The organism is Acinetobacter sp. ANC_7588 (genome assembly GCF_056783995.1).
In genome coordinates this window covers 15,228-35,349 of the sequence record NZ_JBWYIU010000002.1, presented here as the reverse complement: position 1 = coordinate 35,349, position 20,122 = coordinate 15,228, and the positions used below count along the sequence as shown (strand labels likewise).

General features: G+C 40.2%; 17 protein-coding genes and 1 riboswitch. Of the genes, 3 read left to right on the top strand and 14 right to left on the bottom strand.

Annotated features, from left to right (window positions below):
• Positions 1–14 precede the first annotated feature (14 nt).
• Positions 15–392 carry a winged helix-turn-helix transcriptional regulator gene (locus AC1M9J_RS02350; protein WP_481592738.1) on the top strand — a complete coding sequence of 126 codons (378 nt, stop codon included), beginning with the start codon at positions 15–17 and terminating at the stop codon, positions 390–392.
• Between the two features lie 224 nt (positions 393–616).
• Positions 617–2,617: an AAA family ATPase gene (locus AC1M9J_RS02345; RefSeq protein ID WP_481951803.1), complete on the top strand. Its 2,001-nt coding sequence runs from the start codon at positions 617–619 to the stop codon at positions 2,615–2,617.
• Positions 2,618–2,641: 24 nt separating this feature from the next.
• Here the strand turns inward: AC1M9J_RS02345 and uca are convergent, their stop codons facing one another.
• The 9 genes from uca to AC1M9J_RS02300 form a co-directional block, all read right to left on the bottom strand.
• Positions 2,642–6,262 carry an urea carboxylase gene (gene uca / locus AC1M9J_RS02340; RefSeq protein WP_481951802.1) on the bottom strand — a complete coding sequence of 1,207 codons (3,621 nt, stop codon included), beginning with the start codon at positions 6,260–6,262 and terminating at the stop codon, positions 2,642–2,644.
• A 2-nt stretch (positions 6,263–6,264) separates the two neighbouring features.
• Positions 6,265–6,918, bottom strand: a complete 654-nt coding sequence (locus tag AC1M9J_RS02335) for an urea amidolyase associated protein UAAP2 (RefSeq protein ID WP_481595403.1) — start codon at positions 6,916–6,918, stop codon at positions 6,265–6,267.
• 15 nt (positions 6,919–6,933) lie between these two features.
• Positions 6,934–7,671 (bottom strand): urea amidolyase associated protein UAAP1, encoded by a 738-nt coding sequence (locus AC1M9J_RS02330; protein WP_481589888.1) that lies wholly within the window; start codon positions 7,669–7,671, stop codon positions 6,934–6,936.
• A gap of 28 nt (positions 7,672–7,699) precedes the next feature.
• Positions 7,700–7,811: riboswitch (guanidine-I (ykkC/yxkD leader) on the bottom strand.
• Between the two features lie 220 nt (positions 7,812–8,031).
• The gene (locus tag AC1M9J_RS02325) at positions 8,032–8,706 is read right to left on the bottom strand and encodes a hypothetical protein (RefSeq protein ID WP_481951801.1); all 675 of its coding nucleotides are present in this window, start codon (positions 8,704–8,706) and stop codon (positions 8,032–8,034) included.
• Positions 8,707–9,005: 299 nt separating this feature from the next.
• On the bottom strand, positions 9,006–9,923 hold the full coding sequence (locus tag AC1M9J_RS02320) for a LysR family transcriptional regulator (RefSeq protein WP_481951800.1): 918 nt from the start codon (positions 9,921–9,923) through the stop codon (positions 9,006–9,008).
• A gap of 103 nt (positions 9,924–10,026) precedes the next feature.
• Positions 10,027–10,827, bottom strand: a complete 801-nt coding sequence (locus AC1M9J_RS02315; RefSeq protein ID WP_481951799.1) for a sulfite exporter TauE/SafE family protein — start codon at positions 10,825–10,827, stop codon at positions 10,027–10,029.
• Between the two features lie 43 nt (positions 10,828–10,870).
• Positions 10,871–11,365 carry a flavin reductase gene (locus AC1M9J_RS02310; protein WP_481595665.1) on the bottom strand — a complete coding sequence of 165 codons (495 nt, stop codon included), beginning with the start codon at positions 11,363–11,365 and terminating at the stop codon, positions 10,871–10,873.
• Positions 11,366–11,461: 96 nt separating this feature from the next.
• The gene (locus tag AC1M9J_RS02305) at positions 11,462–12,505 is read right to left on the bottom strand and encodes a methionine synthase (RefSeq protein ID WP_092766429.1); all 1,044 of its coding nucleotides are present in this window, start codon (positions 12,503–12,505) and stop codon (positions 11,462–11,464) included.
• Positions 12,506–12,555: 50 nt separating this feature from the next.
• Complete coding sequence (locus AC1M9J_RS02300; RefSeq protein ID WP_481589884.1) at positions 12,556–13,539, bottom strand: putative oxygenase MesX; 984 nt, start codon at positions 13,537–13,539, stop codon at positions 12,556–12,558.
• A gap of 336 nt (positions 13,540–13,875) precedes the next feature.
• Here AC1M9J_RS02300 and AC1M9J_RS02295 point away from each other — a divergent pair, with 336 nt between their 5' ends.
• Positions 13,876–14,544, top strand: a complete 669-nt coding sequence (locus AC1M9J_RS02295) for an epoxyqueuosine reductase QueH (RefSeq protein WP_481951798.1) — start codon at positions 13,876–13,878, stop codon at positions 14,542–14,544.
• 54 nt (positions 14,545–14,598) lie between these two features.
• On the opposite strand, the gene AC1M9J_RS02290 is transcribed toward AC1M9J_RS02295, so the two are convergent.
• From AC1M9J_RS02290 to AC1M9J_RS02270, 5 genes are read right to left on the bottom strand one after another with little or no spacing between them, the layout of a single operon-like run.
• A complete protein-coding gene (locus AC1M9J_RS02290) occupies positions 14,599–15,102 on the bottom strand; it encodes a GNAT family N-acetyltransferase (RefSeq protein ID WP_481951797.1) in 504 nt (167 codons plus the stop codon).
• Between the two features lies 1 nt (position 15,103).
• Positions 15,104–15,868, bottom strand: coding sequence for an ABC transporter ATP-binding protein (locus AC1M9J_RS02285; RefSeq protein ID WP_481951796.1), 765 nt, complete (start codon positions 15,866–15,868; stop codon positions 15,104–15,106).
• Positions 15,865–16,881 (bottom strand): FecCD family ABC transporter permease, encoded by a 1,017-nt coding sequence (locus tag AC1M9J_RS02280; protein WP_481951795.1) that lies wholly within the window; start codon positions 16,879–16,881, stop codon positions 15,865–15,867. Before AC1M9J_RS02280 ends, AC1M9J_RS02285 begins: the two co-directional genes overlap by 4 nt.
• Complete coding sequence (locus tag AC1M9J_RS02275) at positions 16,878–17,894, bottom strand: ABC transporter substrate-binding protein (protein WP_481951794.1); 1,017 nt, start codon at positions 17,892–17,894, stop codon at positions 16,878–16,880. Before AC1M9J_RS02275 ends, AC1M9J_RS02280 begins: the two co-directional genes overlap by 4 nt.
• Positions 17,894–19,987, bottom strand: coding sequence for a TonB-dependent receptor (locus AC1M9J_RS02270; protein ID WP_481951793.1), 2,094 nt, complete (start codon positions 19,985–19,987; stop codon positions 17,894–17,896). The genes AC1M9J_RS02275 and AC1M9J_RS02270 overlap by 1 nt, the downstream gene beginning before the upstream one ends.
• Positions 19,988–20,122 lie beyond the last annotated feature (135 nt).

The window sequence follows — 20,122 nt, the reverse complement described above, 5'->3', positions numbered from 1 at the left end:
AGATGGGAGGATAGATGGCTGATTTTATGAAAGAGAATGCAGAAACATTAAGCGAGGATGACCAATGTAATTTGATGTTTATTGTGGCACTTAAAAATGCCATGAACGTCATTAATGGCAAATGGAAACTTGCGATTGTTGCAACCATGATTAAACAGCCACGCCGTTTTAATGAGATTGAACGTCTGCTGCAAGGCATTACACCAAGAATGATTTCTAAAGAGCTCAAAGAACTTGAATTGAACAATGTTGTTGAAAAAATTGAGTCTCTTGATGAAACCACGGGTAAAACGACCTCAATGTATGATCTGACGCCATCAGGTCGTGGCCTAGAAAAGTTGATGGTGCAAATGGCGGTTTGGGGACAAGAGCATAAAGAGAGTTTGAAATAATTATATTTTTTATAAATCGTATCACGGCTGTCTATATCTAAAACAAATACCACAATTTTTGCATCGATGACTAGATAGACCAAGCGATATAATGCCGATCTCAATTTCACTTTATAAAGATCAATTGGGCTAATGAGCTCATTTTTATAGAGTATTGGTAATTTTTATCAATTTGAAAAGAAATAAATTACTGCTAAATTAGTCACCAAATATAGGGACTTTTTATGACAGAAAAATTATATTACTGGGCTGAAAATCTTGAAAACTATATGTCAGATAATGATAGTGAAACAGGCTATGATCAAATTATAGAAATAAAGCGTCTTAATTTTTTTATTGGAAAAAATAATGCAGGTAAAAGTAGGTTTCTGAGAGAACTTTTTTTATCAAAATATAAGATAAATGAATATAATCTTCTAGGTGAAGAGGATACCTTCTATAATGAGATTTATCCTTTAATTAATGCTATCGAAGGCTCTCAAATAGGTGACATCTCTTATTTTGGAGGTAAGAACAAAAACGAATTATTAAATAAATTAAAACAGCTAGCTAACCTATCAAAACCACTTGATCCTAAGTCAATTTATAATTTAAAACAGGAAATTTCTAAATTTCGATTCGGAAAAAATGATATTGCTGTTAAAATCTCCGCTACTATAGAAAAATATTTGCATTCTTATTCAAAAGTATATGTCCCTATTCTTCGTGGCATGCGTCCTGTGACAGAGCAAGAAAACAAACAACCATACATCGAACGCGCCCAAAAAGATTATTTTCATAATAAAGATAAATTCGATTCTAAAAATATTATTACAGGCGAATGTTTGTATTTTGAACTGCAAACGCATTTGCTCGGAAGACCTAATCAACGAGAACTAATTAAAAAATATGAACAAAAATTAAGCCAGTATTTCTTTGATAACGAAACCGTCACTTTAATTCCATATATTGGTAAAGATGATAATGGGCATGACAATGATGTTGTACATATTAAAATTGGTGAGGATGAACAATTTCCAATTTATAAACTAGGTGATGGTCTGCAACAAGCCATCGTTTTGACTTATGAAGCCTATATTAAAAAAGATGAAACACATGCTTTTTTTATAGAAGAACCTGAACTCCATATGCATGCAGGTATGGTTCGTCAACTAATGAATTTTTACTTAAATGAAACGCCACATTATTACTTTTTTACCACACACTCGAATCATCTTTTAGATATGGCGGATGAATCAGATCAAGTCATAATTCAAAAGTTTGTCAAACAACCTAAAGAAGAAGATCCCACTAAATTTGATTTTAAAATTTACCGCTGTGACCGAGATCGTGATTTGCTTGCTTCATTAGGTGTACGTCCTTCTTCGGTTTATTTGGCAAACTGTACAATTTGGGTGGAAGGGATTACAGATCGGCTCTATATCACTAAATATATGCAGAAATATTTAGATGTATTAAAACAAGAAGAAGCTTTAAAGCTTGAAGAAAAACCTAATAATTTAGATTTATATAAATTTAGGACATCAGATATTCAAAGATTAATGCCGAATTATCATTACACATTTGTGGAATATGCTGGTAGTAACCTAACACATTGGGATTTTAGTGACGAATTTACTGATCATTTAGATGATTGCGGTATGAATGCTCTCTTAACTTCTAGTAGTGTGTTTCTTATAGCTGATGGTGATATTAAAACTAAAAATAAAGGCATGAGAGCTACAAGTTTAGAAGAAAAACTAGGAAAAAAGTTTTTTCTTTTAGAGTGTAAAGAAACTGAAAATACCCTGCCATCAAACATTATTTATCATGCTTGCCGTATTAAATTTTTAGGTTTAAATGATGCTTTTCAGGATGATGAAACAAAAAGAAATGCTCTTTCCAATCATCTATCCATAGATGGTATGCAAGCAGATACCAAAGAAGGTTTCGAGATTGCAAAGCTAGATTTTTCTAAAAATTATTTCCATGCTAAAAATGGAATTGGAAAAATTATCGATGATCAAATTAAAGATGGTGATCCTAAAACTGACGATGGCAAACCTAAAAAATGTTTTTCCGATCAATCAGGCACTATTAAAGAAAAACTTAAATTTTGTCGCTTAGTTCTAACAGTTATGGATCATGTTGAATGGGAATTAACTGATTCTGCTAAAGAATTATGTGAGAAAATATTCGAACACATTATTTCGGAAAATCCTTTACCAAATAAAAAGACCGCCTAAGCGGTCTTTTTTATTCCAATTTCATCAAGCCACTGGCGCTAACGTAAACAACACCTGCCCCGTTTTCACCGTTTGCCCTTTTTCAATGGTAATGGCTTCAACCTTCATACGTTCAGGGGCAATTATTGGAATCTCAATCTTCATTGCTTCAATCACCGCAAGCGTTGCACCTTCTTCCACGATATCACCTGATTGACATTCAATCTTCCAAATTGAACCCGGCATATGCGATTCCACCGCACAGCCCCCTTCAGGCACTTCTACGCCTTCACCATCATCCACAGCATCTAAACTTTCAGAGACATATTCGGCAAGTCCTGCTTCATGCCAGCGACGGCGTTCAGCATCAAAGTTCGCTTGTTGCACTGACTTAAATGCTGAAATGGATGCTTGGTTTTCAGTTAAGAAGTCGTTGTACTCTTTTAAGTTCAATACACCTTCTTCAATACGAAGTTTTAATCGACCGGCTTTAAAGTCCTCACGCATCTGCATGAGCTCGGACTCAGACACTTCATAAAACTTAATTTGGTCAAAGAAGCGCAGTAACCACGGTTTGCCTTGTTCAAAGTCGGCATTTTTACGGTAGCGTGACCACATTTGTGTAGTACGACCGACAAACTGATAGCCCCCCGGACCTTCCATACCATAGACACACATATAAGCACCGCCAATGCCCACGGCATTTTCAGGAGTCCATGTGCGTGCAGGGTTATATTTGGTCGTCACCAAACGCTGACGCGGATCAAGTGGTGTTGCGACAGGTGCACCCAAATACACATCGCCCAAGCCCATGACCAAATAATTTGCGTCATACACCACGTCTTTTACGGCTTGTTTGTCTTTTAAGCCATTAATCCGACGGATAAATTCAATGTTGTCCGGACACCAAGGTGCATCAGGTCGCACGGTTTGCATATAGCGTTCGGTCGCGAGTTGCGTTTGTGAATCTTCCCAAGCGAGTGGTAAATACACCGTACGTGATGGTACTTGCATCTCTGTGACATCTGGCAATTCAGCTTCTGCCACTTGCAACAATCGCAGTAAATCCAATTGATCGAGCTTGATCGAATCAAAGTGAATTTGTAACGAACGAATACCCGGTGTCAGGTCGATAATACCGGCAATGTTTTGCTTTTGTACCCATTGCATCAGCGCATGAATACGGAAACGTAAGTTCAGATCGAGCACCAACTCGCCATATTCCACTAACATGTAGTTGTTGCCGGCAGGACGATAGACCACATCCGGTGCACCATCTTTACCTTTTAAGGTATCCAGAACCGCATTTTTCAGTGTAGATAGCTCAGGATAGAACGATTCATTAAATGCGACGGCTTGTGTATTAGATGCTTCTAATTGTGCGTGATATTTTTCATTTAAAAGTTTAGCTTGGTGATAGCTGACAGGTACAAATTTCACTTTATCACCCGCTTTAAGCTGACCAAGTTTCCATAGCTCAGAGTTGATCACCACCGCAGGACATACAAAGCCGCCCAAACTTGGGCCATCTGGACCCAAAATAATCGGCATATCACCGGTGAAATCAATCGCACCAATCGCATAGGCATTGTCATGAATATTCGATGGATGCAGACCCGCTTCACCACCATCCTCACGTGCCCATTCAGGTTTTGAACCAATGAGACGAATACCGGTACGGCTTGAGTTAAAGTGAATCTCAAAGGTACTGGCAAAGAAAGTATCAATGTCATTTTTGGTAAAGAAATCAGGCGCACCATGCGGGCCATACATCACCGCAATTTCCCATTCATGGCTAAATGACGGCACTTGTTCAGGTGCAAGAGCTTTAATTTCATCGCTTGTGAATGCTGTAATTGGGAGCATATCGCCAATCAATAAGTTACGCCCTGCATGACCACCAAACTGCCCCAAAGTAAAGGTCGCTTGTGAACCTAAATATTCAGGCACATTCAGACCGCCTTTAATCCCGATATAGGTACGGCAACCTGTGGCGATTTTGCCACATTTGAGAATCTGACCTTTACGTACATTGACGGTTTGCCACATTGGCACAGACTGACCATCTAAAGTCGACGGCATATCACCGCCGGCAAGTACGATTTGGCTGTCACAATGGAATTTTAAGGTTGGCCCTTGTAGGGTACATTCAAGCCCTGCAGTGTTATAGGCATTACCAAGCAACTGGTTTGCAACATTCAGCGATAATGGATCTATCGCACCTGAGGGTGGCACACCGACATCCCAATAGCCCAAACGCCCTGTGACATCTTGCACGGCGGTTTGAATGCCGGCTTGTAGCACTTCAATCTTTTGAGTTTTCCACTCAAAGGTATTTAAGAAGCGTGTGGTTTGTGTGCCGGCTTTAAACACTTCACAGTCGATGATGTTTTGTAGATATTCAAGATTGGTTTCAATCCCCGCAACAGAGGTTTTCGCCAAAGTATCGGTCATGGCTTGAATCGCAGAAGCTCGATCATCTGCAGTGACAATGATTTTAGCAATCATCGGGTCATAGAATGACGATACATTCGAGCCTGTTTCGACCCATGTTTCATTTCGGGCATTAGCATCAAACTCAACATGTGTCAGTAAACCGGCACTTGGTTGGAAGTTTTTAATTGGGTCTTCAGCGTACAAACGCACTTGAATCGAATGACCTTTGGATTCGAGTTTTTCAGTTGGCGCAGTCCAATCACCGCTGGCCAATGTCACCATCCATTCCACCAAGTCCACACCAAAGACTTGCTCGGTCACGCCATGTTCCACTTGTAGACGAGTGTTTACCTCTAAGAAATAGAATGCTTGTGTGTCAGTATCCATCACAAATTCAACCGTACCGGCAGAACGGTAATTTACCGACTGCATGAGTTGAATGGCAACATTTTGGATGTAGGCACGTTGTTCATCATTGATATGCGGTGCCGGGGTTTCCTCAATCACTTTTTGGTTACGACGTTGTACCGAACAATCACGCTCACCGAGTGCAATCACTTGACCTTGACCATCACCAAAAATTTGCACTTCGATATGACGGGCATTTTGCACAAATTTCTCTAAGTACAAACCTGCATCTTTAAAGTTGGCTTGTGCTAAATAAGACACGGTTGCATAGGCATCTTTCAGCTCTGCTTCGTTCCAGACCAAGCGCATGCCGATCCCACCGCCACCTGCGGTACTTTTCAGCATCACAGGATAACCAATACGATCAGCCTCAAGCAGTGCTTCAGCTTCATCCGCCAATAACTGACTACCCGGAAGTAGCGGTACATTGGCTTGAATCGCAAGTTCACGTGCCGTGTGTTTAAGACCAAAGGCACGCATTTGCGCGGAGTTTGGACCAATAAAAGCAATGCCTTGTGACTCGCACAAATCGCAGAATTCAGCATTTTCAGACAAGAAGCCATAACCCGGATGGATCGCTTGTGCGCCGGTTTTCTTGGCCACTTCTAAAATTTTATCGACATTTAAATAGCTTTGGTTGGCTGGTGCTTCACCGATATACACTGCCTCATCGGCCAAAGTCACATGCAATGAATCACGATCAGCCTCTGAATAGACCGCAACTGATTGGATACCTAATTTTTTAAGGGTACGAATGACACGACACGCAATTGCACCACGGTTGGCGATCAAAACTTTATTCAATCCATATTTTTTAGTCATGGTTATGCGTCCTCGCCTTCACGGATGATCAATTGAATTTTAGTTGGGTTATAGGCATTACAAGGATTATTCAGTTGTGGGCAGTTGGAGATCAGCACGATTAAATCCATTTCCGCTTTAATTTCCACATATTTACCCGGTGCAGAAATACCATCATCAAACTTTAGATGCCCCTCAGAGGTCACGGGCACATTCATAAAAAAGTTAATATTTGGACCGATGTGACGCACGTTTAAGCCGTGTTTTTTGGCAATTGGATGCTGAGACAGCGCAATCATGAAATTGTTACGGCAACTGTGCATTGGATATTTGTCATGTGCATAACGAACGGTGTTACTTTCACATGAACAAGCACCGCCTAAGGTGTCATGGCGACCGCAGTTATCATCATGAATGATGGCAATTTTGTTGCCAAAGTTGGTGTATAAAGCTGTACCTTTTTCTAAATAGATTTGTTTATTAATCGCTAAGGTATCAGTTGCGCTATAACGCTCTTCAGGGTTTGAAGCCGAGATAAACAGCGTATCCACCGCTTGGTTGCCTTCTAAATCCACAATACGGAAATATTGCCCTTTTTTGACTTCGCACATCCATGCTTCACCAGCAGGACATACTTCGCTTAAAACTGATTTTTCTAATTTTACGAGTGCAGTCATGTTGTATTCTCCCAATTAAGCGCTGAGTGCGTAGTAACGAGTATTGTTTTGAAATGCACGCTGATTTTGCGGGCATGAATCACGACATACATCGCTGTCGCTTAAAGGAAGTGCTTTGTATAAAGACAATTGAACATCGGCAGGTGCATATTCGGTGCTGGTGTCTAAAGCATGCGGTGCAGAGGATAAAAACACCAAGCAATCCATTTCAAAGCGCAGTTCAATCACTTGATTCGTATTGTCAGATGCCACATAGCTGAGATTGCCATGGTCATCCGGTTGAACTTTAGAAAACAAATTTAAAGTACTGCTGAGGTCTGTTGCAGATAAACCAAACTTGGTCATTTCAAGCAATAACGAATCTTTGCCGTTACGGTACATGTCGTTGCGTACATCTTGAAAGGTTTTTGAACCAAATTGTTGTTCAATTTGTTGTGCGGTACTTGGTGCACAAAATGCATCATTCCAGCCATGGTCATCTTTGACGATAGAGATCATCGCGCGACCAAGGTCAGATGCAAGGATATGTCCTGTACTTAAAAATGCCGTATGTTGCCCTTTTAAGCTGTCTGGCATGTTGTAGCGTTCGAGCTTATCTTCGCTATTGATGCAGTACAGTGCCACATTGGCATTTTTACCTAAGGCTTTGAGTTGTAATACTGCGCCACGCTGAATACGTGCTGACCAGTGGTGTCCACCCGGTAAACGTTCCGTCCAAAGGACTTGATCTTCGTGATAAGTTATTGTGCTCATATGCATCCATCCCAATCTTCTACGGTTTACCTCCCGGGCTTTTATCCCTCCGTGTAGCTTGAGCTTGCAACTTAAGCCGTGAACTCTCGGTCGCAGACCTACATGAAACTTCATGTATCGGAACCCTAGATCACTTTATGATTGAATAGATAGATGCAAAGGCTGTGCCAAAGTAATACTTTTTTGTATTTTAGTATTACTATCGCTTGATATATAACATTTCTCTTAGAGCTGATTGTATTGAACAGAATTTAATTCAAGTAAACCTGTTGAATCAGTCGGAGTAAAGAATACTCGGTAAGCACCGAAATTAACCTGCGTGCAATTTTCTTGTGCAAAGAAAAAAGCTAACACATGATTCTATTTTGTTTGTTTTGAGCGGTTATTTTCTGATTGCTTAAGTAGGTTTAGACTCTGATTGATATCACGCACAGTGATTAACTTAAAAATCATAACTAAGCTTCCAAGTGCTACGAACAAAAGAAATACAAGTAAAATGATTAAAGTCATCCCTGTGTTTAATGCGCTATCTGAGGTATAACGAGCTAAAAACCAAGTAAAATTTGAAAATATAAAAAAAGCTAAGGAACCGGTGACGGTATATAGAGCACCATACGCTAACCCTTTAAAGACTAATTCCCGTTCTGAATAAATACATTGAATTTCTCCATTTTCAACTTTAAAAAATTTCCATGTAGTGCGAAGGGACTTCACTAAGTAAAAATAGTAATCTGCATATTTGCGTATAAGTATATCGGTTAAAAATGAAGGAATCTCGACACCGCCATTAAGTTGATCACTGGCAATTTTCTTCAAAAAAGGATCTATTGTTTTATTCGGGCTTACATAGATAAATTCTCGAATGTAAAAAGATGCAGCCTCATATAAATTTTTATTTTCATTAAAACTTTTTAGACTCACAAAATACGTTTTTCGACCGTAAAAGACAGCGACGATACCTATAAGCGTCGTACAAATAATCGAAAATAAGCTGAGATAGTCTGAGACTGAAAATGAAGGTATGAGTTGTATCATGGATATAATCTTAAATTTATAATGTATTGAGTTTTATAATTAAAAAACCACTTAGATAAATGACCAAAATAATGGACAATGGACTGAGATCAAATCGTTTACTTTCTACAAACAGATGATGAGTCCAATGTCTCGATGTCAGACATCAATCTTAGTTAAAAAAGTATAATCAAAAGCAAAAAATTCGTCTTCATACAAATAATAGCGACTATCTAATTTTCATCTTAACTTCGCTCATTATTGATATGAAGATTCATTCGAGGTTCAATCTTCACTTTATTCAGAATGATTAAACTTTCTTACATGTAATAAAGTTTTCTTGATTCTGAAAATTTAGCTAATTTTTTTATAAATAAATCGAAATAATCTTTTTTCTTATCTTCAGTTCGAAAACCTGCATATAAAGTACGCCTTAACCCCTCTGGTGCAACGCACTCTAGGCGACGTGAAGTGACCCACCCTTTGGTTTCATATTCGTTTACCACCCAATCTGGTAAAGCTGCGATTCCACGCCCACTTGCGACTAACTGAATCAGCATCTGGGTCAGATCTGTGGTTCGAATATTTTTTGGAAGAATATTTGCAGGAATGAACAACTTCGACATGATATCTAAACGATGTTTGTCTACTGGAAATGTAATCAGCGTTTCTTCAGCTAAATCTTGAACAGTAATGTTTTTTGCACGTACCAAAGGATGTGTTGTAGATAAAACAAGTCGTGATTCATATTTAAATACTGGGAAATATTCAACTCCCTTTAATGCAATTGGGTCTGCAGTAATCAACAAATCAAATTCGCCATTTTGTAGCAATTCATGAGGATTTGCTTCAAACCCTGATGCAAAATCTAAATCAACATCAGGATATTGGTTTCGATACTGATTTAATATCGGCATGAGCCAATCAAAACAACTATGGCATTCTGAAGAAAATGTAATTCTACCAGTTTGCCCATGGATAATACGCGTGATATCGCTTTGAGCAATCTGAACTTGCGGTAAAATTTCATCCGCTAACTGCAACAGTCTTAAGCCAACATTAGAAAAAGTAATTGGTCTCGTCTTGCGGTTGACGACTTCAACCCCCATCCACTGATCAAGCTCACGTAACTGATGAGATACGGCTGAAGGTGTAATGCAGAGATCACTCGCTGCAGCGACTAAAGAGCCATGCTCTCTCAAAGCCAATAGCATTTTCAAATGTTTTAGTTCGATCATATGGGAAAAAACTCAAATCATGATCCCTCTAGGGACATATTAAAATCTTCGCTTTAGCCCACATTAAGTGAGCTATCTAGGCTGATAAGACATTTGGGTGAAATTAAATCAATCCTTTTACAAGGAAGATACTTCCTATGATAACCAACAAGACAGCGAAACATTTCTTTAACATTGCTGGCGATAAGGCATGTGCAGTTTTGGCACCAAATTTTGCTGTTATAAAACTCATCACACTAATGCCAATGAAAGCATAAATATGAACATACCCGATGGTATTCGGCACATTGATCTCAGCAGTCATACCAAAAACCATAAACCCTATAGCACCAGCTAGAGCTATTGGTAATCCACAAGCAGCAGATGTACCGACAGACTTTTGCATCACCACCCCATAACGATTCAGATATGGAACGGTCAGACTACCACCACCTATCCCAAAGAGTGCAGATGCAATCCCAATGACACTACCTGCTGCAACTTGCTGACTTGATGAAGGAAGAGTCATTGTTGAATTAATTGCTTTGTTCGCGCCTGTAAACATAGTATACGCCACCCAAATCAAAAATAAGCCGACCATGATTTGAAGATGTAATCCCGATAACAAACCAGCAATTCCAGCACCTGCAAAACAGCCGATGGCCATGGGTGGAGCTAGATTTTTAAATACAGGCCATAGCACAGCACCATTTTTATGGTGTGCCATTAATGAGCTAATCGAAGTGACAACGATTGTTGCTAAAGATGTACCTAGTGCCAGATGCATAATGACATCAGGATCATAACCCATTTGGGTAAAGACAATAAAAAGTAGTGGCACAATAATCGTACCACCGCCTACACCAAACAGCCCAGCCGCAAAACCAGCAAATGCACCGATGATTAAAAAGGTTATAAGTTCCACAATAGACTAACTTTTAAAAAGATGAAGGGATTAAGGGGTTGAGTTAAGCGTGTTCCAACTGACCCACTTGATGATAAGCACGGTTAAAGTACACCAAACTTTCTTCTTGATTACTTTGCTTTACTGCAGTCACACGGCATAAAAAAATACTATGTGTACCGACTTGTTGAATATTCTCAATCTCGCAATCAAAACTGACTAAAGCATCTTCTAAAATCGGCGACCCAGTTTTTAAATCAATCCAATCACCTACTCTGAAGCGATCTTCTGAGCTGAGCTTGCTTGAAGCAAAAGCATTCGAAAGCTGTTCATGCTGAGTACTCAGTACGTTTACAGCTAAGACTTTATTTTCAACAAAATGTGCATGTGAACGAGAGGACTGATTCATACAGACTAATAGTGTTGGCGGAGTATCTGTGACACTACATACCGCAGATGCAGTAAAGCCATGCATCCCTGCTTCGCCTGTGGTTGTAATCACATTTACCGCAGTTGTAAGTAAAGACATTGCATTTCTAAAGTCTGTTGCTTCAATCATCTCTTTCATCTCAAATATACATATGACGTGTCGTACATTAGACAGAACAAATGATCTTGCGACGATTTGCCCTGATTAATACAAGACTACGTTTGATTAAGCTTCTAGCTCTTTACGGACAATGGCAGCTCCAGCACTTAAAGCCTCAAGCTTGCCACGTGCCACTTGACGAGAGAGCGGCGTCATACCACAGTTCGTTGATGGATAAAGCTTATCCGCGTCCACAAATTGCAAAGCTTTACGCAGGGTATTCGCGACTTCTTCTGCGGTTTCAACTTGATTAGTTGCCACATCAATTGCACCGACCATGACTTTCTTACCACGAATCAATTCAATCAAATCCATTGGCACACGTGAGTTTTGGCATTCAAGCGAAATAATATCGAGCTTAGATTGTTGTAGCTTCGGAAATGACTCTTCGTATTGACGCCATTCATTACCCAAAGTTTGTTTCCAATCGGTATTGGCTTTAATACCGTAACCGTAGCAAATATGAACCGCAGTTTCACATTTTAAACCTTCAAGTGCACGCTCTAGGGTTGGTACCCCCCAATCATTTACTTCATCGAAGAATACGTTAAACGCCGGTTCATCGAATTGGATAATATCCACGCCTGCTGCTTCAAGCTCTAAAGCTTCTTGGTTTAAAATTTTGGCAAATTCCCAAGCCAATTTTTCACGGCTCTTGTAGTGACCATCAAATAAAGTATCAATCATGGTCATTGGACCAGGCAACGCCCATTTAATTGGCTGATTGGTTTGGCTACGCAAGAATTTCGCATCTTCAACAAATACCGCTTGTTTACGAGAAACTTCGCCCACAACAGAAGGTACACTTGCATCATAACGATTACGAATACGCATGGTTTCACGCTTTTCGAAATCCACACCTTCAAGATGCTCAATAAATGTAGTGACGAAGTGCTGACGGGTTTGTTCACCATCACTCACGATATCAATACCAGCAGTGACTTGCTCATGTAATGATAATTTCAATGCATCACGTTTTGCCTCAAGAAGCTCTTCCCCTTCGAGTTTCCATGCAGACCATAGTTTTTCAGGCTCAGCTAACCAAGATGGTTTCGGTAAACTACCCGCAGTTGAAGTTGGGAGTAATAATTTCGGTGGTGTAAGTGCCATGTCTAATCTTCTTTCTCTAAATTCGTGAATCTGTATATCAATTGGATGTTTTAAGCAGCTGTTTCGACTTCGAAATTTTCAGCCCATTCATTTAAAATGTCTTGATAAGGCTTAATGAAATTTTCTTCTGTCCATTTACCTTGTTTGACTGCTAACTCAGCACGTTCTACACGGTCATAAACAATACGAGTTAGTGAGTAGTCGCCATAGCTTAAGCTTGGTTTATATTCCACGCCTGCTGGTGAGTTAGTATTGTAAATTTCAGGACGGTAGATTTTTTGAAAGCTTTCCATAGTTGCAATCGCACTGATCAATTCAAAATCAGTGTAATCACGAAGTAAATCTCCAGCGAAATAGAATGCGAGTGGTGCGTTACCACCTTCAGGTTTGAAATAACGTACACGTAAGCCCATTTTGGCAAAATATTCATCGGTACGTGAATATTCATCATTTTTGTATTCCACACCCAAAATAGGATGTACGTTGGTGGTACGGTAATAGGTTTTAGAGGTTGAAACACTCAAGCAAATTACTGGTTCTTTATTGAATTCTGCTTTAAATACTGCTGAATTCACCAGATGTTTATACAATTTGCCATGTAGATTACCAAAATCTTCAGGTTTTTCACCCACGCCACAACCCAACTGAGGCAATACCACACTGAAGTCATAATCACGCACATAAGATGAGAAGCTATTGCCAATCATACCTTCAATACGTTCACCTGTTTGGTGGTCAATCACCACACTTTTCAGTGTTTCAATAAATGGGAAAGTTTGTCCATTGCCTTCGATATCAATTTCTGCAGAAATGATGTCGATCTCAAGTGAATAGCGATCACCTTTAGGATTATCGACAGTCGCCAAGCTATTAAAACGGTTGTTGATCATCGCAAGTGTACGGCGCAGATTTTCCTGACGACTTTCACCACGAGCCAAATTAGCAAAGTTTGTAGTCAAACGTGTACTTTCTGCTGGCGTATAGTTTTCATCAAAACGGATACGTTTAATTGAACACTCAAATGCTGTACTCATGGAGATTGCCACCTAAAATTTTATAAAAAGCTAAATTTCTGAATGGCTGTATTTAAACGTGAATAATAAAGTGAGTAAAACGATATAAATTCAGCTTAAGATGAGAATCCCTCATGTTAAAGTATATTCGCTATTTCAAAGCGATTTAGAATAGATGAGCTAACTTATCCATGCAGTTAATGAGTAGATCACTGGTATACGGATGCGATTCCGTTCACTCAAATGGTGCTCAAGTGAATTTATCTCAACCTAACCTTAGAAAATATCAGCTTATTAGAGGTTTAATTATCTACTCAATCTTTAAAATATAGGGTTTAAATTTAAACCTATATAACCATGTCAAACAAACTTGAACGTCAAAAACTGTCTCTCCCAGCAGGTCACGACAAACTTCTACTTCATTCCTGCTGTGCACCATGCTCGGGTGAAGTGATGGAAACCCTGATTGAATCAGGCATCAACTTTTCGATCTTTTTTTATAACCCCAATATTCATCCTGTCAAAGAATATGAAATTCGTAAAGAAGAAAATATTCGCTTTGCCGAAAAACATAACATTCCTTTTATCGACTGTGATTACGATACAGACAATTGGTTTGCACGCACCAAAGGTATCGAAAATGAACCTGAAAAAGGCATTCGTTGTACTATGTGTTTTGACATGCGTTTTGAACGTACAGCTTTATATGCAGCTGAAAATGGCTTCAGTCTAATAAGTAGTTCGCTTGGTATTTCCCGTTGGAAAGATATGAAGCAAATCAACGACTATGGTCATCGTTCAGCTTCACATTATGAAGGGATAACTTATTGGGATTACAACTGGCGTAAGAATGGTGGTGCTGTGCGTATGCTCGAAATCAGCAAAAAAGAGGAGTTTTACCAACAGGAATATTGTGGTTGCGTCTATTCCTTACGTGATACTAATCGTTGGCGTATGAGCCAAGGGCGTGATCGCATCAAAATAGGTGTGAAATTCTATTCAAATGCTCTGGATGATCTAGACTGATTACTTCAGTATTTAGCTATAATCTATATAAATAATTAAGCTTATGGCTAAATTTCAAAATTGTTGATCAGATTTTATAGTTTTTAACATATGAATGGTATCGTAAGTTTTTAACCATTCACGTTTAATCACGTCGAAACCTTGTAAACGCCAAAATTGCTCCGCTGCAGGTAAAAAGGGATGTGTATGCAAATACAAGGTTTCTATGCCGTGTTGCTCGGCATGTGTAAATAATAACTGACACAGTTGCGTGGCAATGCCTTGTCGACGATATTCAGGCAGTACAAAAAGTTTGACCACCTCAACAGCACCTTCAGCAATATCCAAATCAAAACGTCCGTCATAGGCACGGTAAGCAATCGTTGCGATAATTTTGGCTTGATTTTTGACCACGATAAAACAGCCTAAAGGACTGTCCACATAGTACTGCTCAAACTGGGCAATATCTTTTGGAATACAAGCACCATACAGTTCTGGAAATAAAAGCTGCCGTGAATATAAAGCAAATTGAATGACAGATTGATCTGCGGATTGCAGTGTTTCATAGGTTAAATTCATTTTACAACCAAGAATGATCAGGGATAACAATGGTCTTGTCTTGAATCATGGCTTCATGAAACTCGACATCGTAGACGCTTTTTAAAAATTTCGGATCGGTGAGACGCGCTTTTGAATCAGGACGAATCACTTCATGTTCACGCATAAAGAACAAATGATCGGCAAATAAAAATGCCAAATTCGGATCATGCATAATGGCGATCACAGTAAAATTCTGCCGTGACAATTGTCGCAGTTTTTTCATCAAATAAGATTGATAATAAACATCCAAATGATTGGTCGGCTCATCTAATAAAATCACTTTCGGTGCTTGCACCAAAATACGGGCAATCATCACCAATTGACGCTCTCCGCCTGACAGCTCGGTATAAGGGCGTTCTTTTAAATGTTCTATATCGAGATCAACTAAAGCCTGATCGACCATGTCCCAATCTTGTTTAGATGGACGAAATCGACTAAATGCAGCCCGACCTGTAATCACCACATCTTTAACTAAAAATGGGAAAACCGTTTTATGGAACTGCGGTAAAAATCCAAGTAGCGCGGCTCTTTCTTTGCCTTTTATCTGTTCTAACGCCCGCCCCGCATAAAGTACTCGCCCATCTATGGTCTGTTCTAAACCTGCCATCAGTTTAAATAATGTGGATTTGCCACAACCATTGCGACCTAAAATCACCGAGAACTGATGCGCTGGAAATTCAAGCTGAATATTTTTTAACACGTGTTTATGCCCATAGGCATAGTTCAACTGTTCAATTCGAATCATGCCCAAGCCGTCCTTTGTGTTTTGATCAGTAATAAGAAAAATGGCGCACCGAGGAGCATGGTGAAAATGCCAATTGGAATTTCAAAGCTGAGTAAAACTCGTGAAAAATTATCAATGAGTAGCAAAAAACTGCCGCCTAAAACCATGTTGGCAGGAATACTGTAACGATGGTCAGGGCCAACCAACATACGCACAATATGCGGCATAAATAGTCCGTATAGACTAATGATGCCTGCGGCAGCCACTGAAGTTGAGGTGCATAGCGTGACCAATACAATCAGTATGAGCTGCTCCCACTTCGGATTTACCCCCACGGCTTGTGCTTCATCAGCTCCCAATGCCATCAGATTCAAGCGCCAACGCATGGCGTATAAGCCCATTAAAGCCACCGTAATCGGCACAACCGCATATTGGACTTTCTGCCACGATGCCTGATGTAAATTCCCCATGGTCCACTGCACGATCGCTTGTAATTTAAAAGGATCACTTAAATATTGAATAATGGTCAGTCCTGCTAAAAACAGACCTGAAACAATCATGCCGGATAAAATCACCATCACCAATGAAGTTTGGCTTTCATGCTTTTGTTGGGCAAACACATAGGTTAATGCCACTGCACATACGCCAAAAATAAATGCTGATAAATTGGGCGATAACCAACTCAAAGATAATGCTAAAGCCGCACCAAAGGCGGCACCTGATGAAATCCCCAGCACATAGGAATCCACTAAGGGATTGCGGAACAAAGCTTGCAAGCCATTGCCGGCTGTTGCCAAAGCAGCCCCGACCATAAAGGTCAATAAGATGCGTGGTAGGCGAATATTGAAGACAATATTGTGCATCAAGCTAAATTGTTGCGCATCAAAATACGCTGTACCCAACATCCACTGGATAAACCACAGTGCATAATCCCCTGCGCTTAATGTTTGACTCGGTCCTAGCAACAGCGACATAAAAATCAGCAGAATCGGCAATGGATAAAACCAGGTGTATTTCAATTTTGCCTTATTCATGACATCAACTCCTTGGCAATTTTCTGACCATAGAGTTTCTCTAAAATTTTGAGTTGCAAGGCTTCAACTGCTAAGTCTGAGGTGTCAGGGTAAATGTGATGATGCAGATAAATCGCAGTCACAAGAAGTTTGATGGTATGTGGGTTATAGATAAATGCAGGGCTGAGATTAAACACTTTCTGTTGTTGTACTGCTTTTAGACCTTGCAATTCTTTACGCTGATAAATCAGGTTTGGGTCGGTATTCCACAGTACAATATTGTCAGGATTCCACTCAATCAACGTTTCTGGATTGACATTCGGTTGATTGGTCTCCGTTTTAACCACGTTGTAAGCCCCTGCCAATTCAATAAAATCATTGGTAATCGATTTACGGCCTGAGGTTGAATAAATTCGTCCACCTGACCATGCGTAATATATTGATTGCTTATATTTTTGCTTTGAGGTTTTGAGTGCCACTTCAGCCAGAAGCACATCTGAAAAATCCAGAATTTCTTTAGCCCGTTGCTCAGCACCTGTAAGCTGTGCAATTTCATACAGCTCTTCTTTCACCTGATCGTAAGTGCCTGATTCCATCACATAGACTGCAATACCAAATTGTCGAAGCAATTGAATGGTTTGTGTTTGCCCACTACCTAAAATCACCAAATCTGGCTTTAATAGCATTAAGCTTTCAATGTTGGTGGCATTTGTACCTTGTGAAGGTGTGGCGAGTTGCTTATTGGCAATACGTGAGTCCATTTTAGAATAAGCATTAAATAACAAGGGCTGTAAATACACCTCAGCAGGAATCCCCACGACCTTTGCACCCTGCCCCAACATATGTAGCCCGTCTAAACCTGACTCAAATAAGGATACAATGCGCTGTGCCGGCTGAGCTAGGCAGACTTCGGTCTCTGAACTATCAACCACACAATGCGATGTTGGGCTTTGTATTTTTGCTGGTATCGGTTGCTCTGTTGCCGTACAAGCCAACAGTACACAGCTCAGTAAAAGGACAATAAATCTTTGCATTAGTATTGCCACTGTACCGATAACGCTGCTTTGATCGGCTCACCGGGTTGAATCCATACATGGCTATAACTGGATAGATAATATTCCTCGTTTAACAAATTATGAATATTCAATTGATAGCGTAAATTTGGATTTGCTTGGTAATAAGCCCCAAGGTTAAATACGGTATAGGCAGGTAAGCTGAAACCATTAGCCGTATTGGTTGGGCTGTCCCCACTGCGTTGCCCGACATAATGGAGATTGAAATTTAGACCTGCCGCTTGTTGCGCATTTTGCCAAAGGTCATAGCTTGCCATGACATGTGCGCTATGTTTGGGTACGTTGCTCAGTGCTGAGCCTGCAGGCAACACATCATCTTTGCTGACTTTGGCATCCATATAGGCGTAGCCTGCTGACACCAGCATCTGGTCATTGATACGATGGTTGAAGTCAATTTCAAGTCCCTTGCTTTTCACTTCACCGACTGCAGCTTCAAAGTTTGGGTCAATCGCATCCGTCATCAGAACATTTTTTTTGCCCATATCAAACAAGACGATGCTAAGCATGCTGTGATCTTGCCAATGGTATTTCGCGCCGATTTCATAGCTTTTCGCTGTTTCAGGTGCAAACGTCTCCCCTGTGCGACCCATGCCATTATTCATGGAAAATGCTTCACCATAATTGCTATATACAGACAGTGCTGGTGTAGGACGGTAATTAAGGCCTATGCGTGGGCTAAACTTTTGTGCTGTACTCTGATCCTTGAACTGCGTGCGATGGTTGATGAAGCGCTGTTCGACACGATCGAATCGACCTCCGAATAACACATTCCATTGGTCATTAAAAAAGACCTGATCTTGTACATTCACAGCCATGTACTGCTGACGTTCATCGGAATCGGTATGTAAAGGTAGTTCAGAGCTAAATTGCCCATAAGTGGGATTGTAAATGTTGATCCAATTTGGCTGAGCAGCCGAGTGATTAAGACGCAATTGACGTTGCATAAAGTCCAAACGCCCTGTTTCTGCACCGAGTACCAATTCATGCTGAACATGACCGAGTTCCAGTTGACCAAGTAATTCACTTTGGAGCAGCATATCCTCGGTCTGATAATCACGATGACGACGCTGACGCTCTAATGTTTCAAGGTCAGCCTGTAATTTGCGTGGTTCTGTTGAATAGCCGACCATTTGCGCATCTTTATAACTGATCGCAGCATTCATCTGCCATGCGTCATTGAGCTGATGCTTTAATCGTACTTGATAGAGATTGTCTTTGACGCGCATATCACCATCAGAAGGCTCACCCGTAAAGGTCTTTGGATCCATCAATAACTGGTTGTTGACAGCCGTGATACCACGGTCAAATGTGCCTAGATGCTGGGTAAATTCAGTATCTAAATCCACTTGGGTATTTTCAGATAATTTCCATGAGAATTGTGGCGCGACAAATAAACGTTGGCTACTGACATGATCACGGAAAGACTGGTTATCTTCCATTGCAGCGGCTATTCGATACGCCAACGCATCGCTGATTGGCGCGGTCTGTTCAAGACTTAAACGATATTCATCTTGTGTTGTCCCACGAAGATTAAGCGTTGTTTCAGACGTCCATTTTGGTTTTTTTGTGGTGACATTCAATGCCCCACCGACCTCACCACGTCCATACAGTGCGGCACTGGGACCTTTTAAAAAATCCAGTGATTCAATATTGACCATATCTTTAGGTGCAGAAATGCCACGATTGACACTCAGCCCATTACGAATGGCATCCACCCCCATATTGGGATTGCCTTGGAATCCTCGGAATGAATAGTTATCCCAAAAGCCCCCACCATAATTATTTTGATGCAATACCCCACTCACGATGCTGAGGGCTTGATCCATGCGCTGAATATCTTGCTGCTGGATAACGTCTTGCGACAAATGGCTTTTATTAAACGGGATATCCAATAGATCATGCTGAAATTTGGTAAGCGCTTGAGCATGCTGTGTAGATTCTGAGGCTAAAGCTGTGCTGAGATAAATCGTATCTAGGGTTTTGACCTGATCTGTTGCAAACACCCCTTGATTGATGCCAGTTAAACCTATTAATAAAGTTACACGAGATCTCAAAAAAACTATCCTCATTTATACGCACAATATTGATGCGTTTACAAATATTGAATTCAAATTGGTGCACTATTCATTAAATCTATGCACTAAAACTAAGCAAATGTTGTTCTGGCATCGCTGGATTAGTTTTGTGTA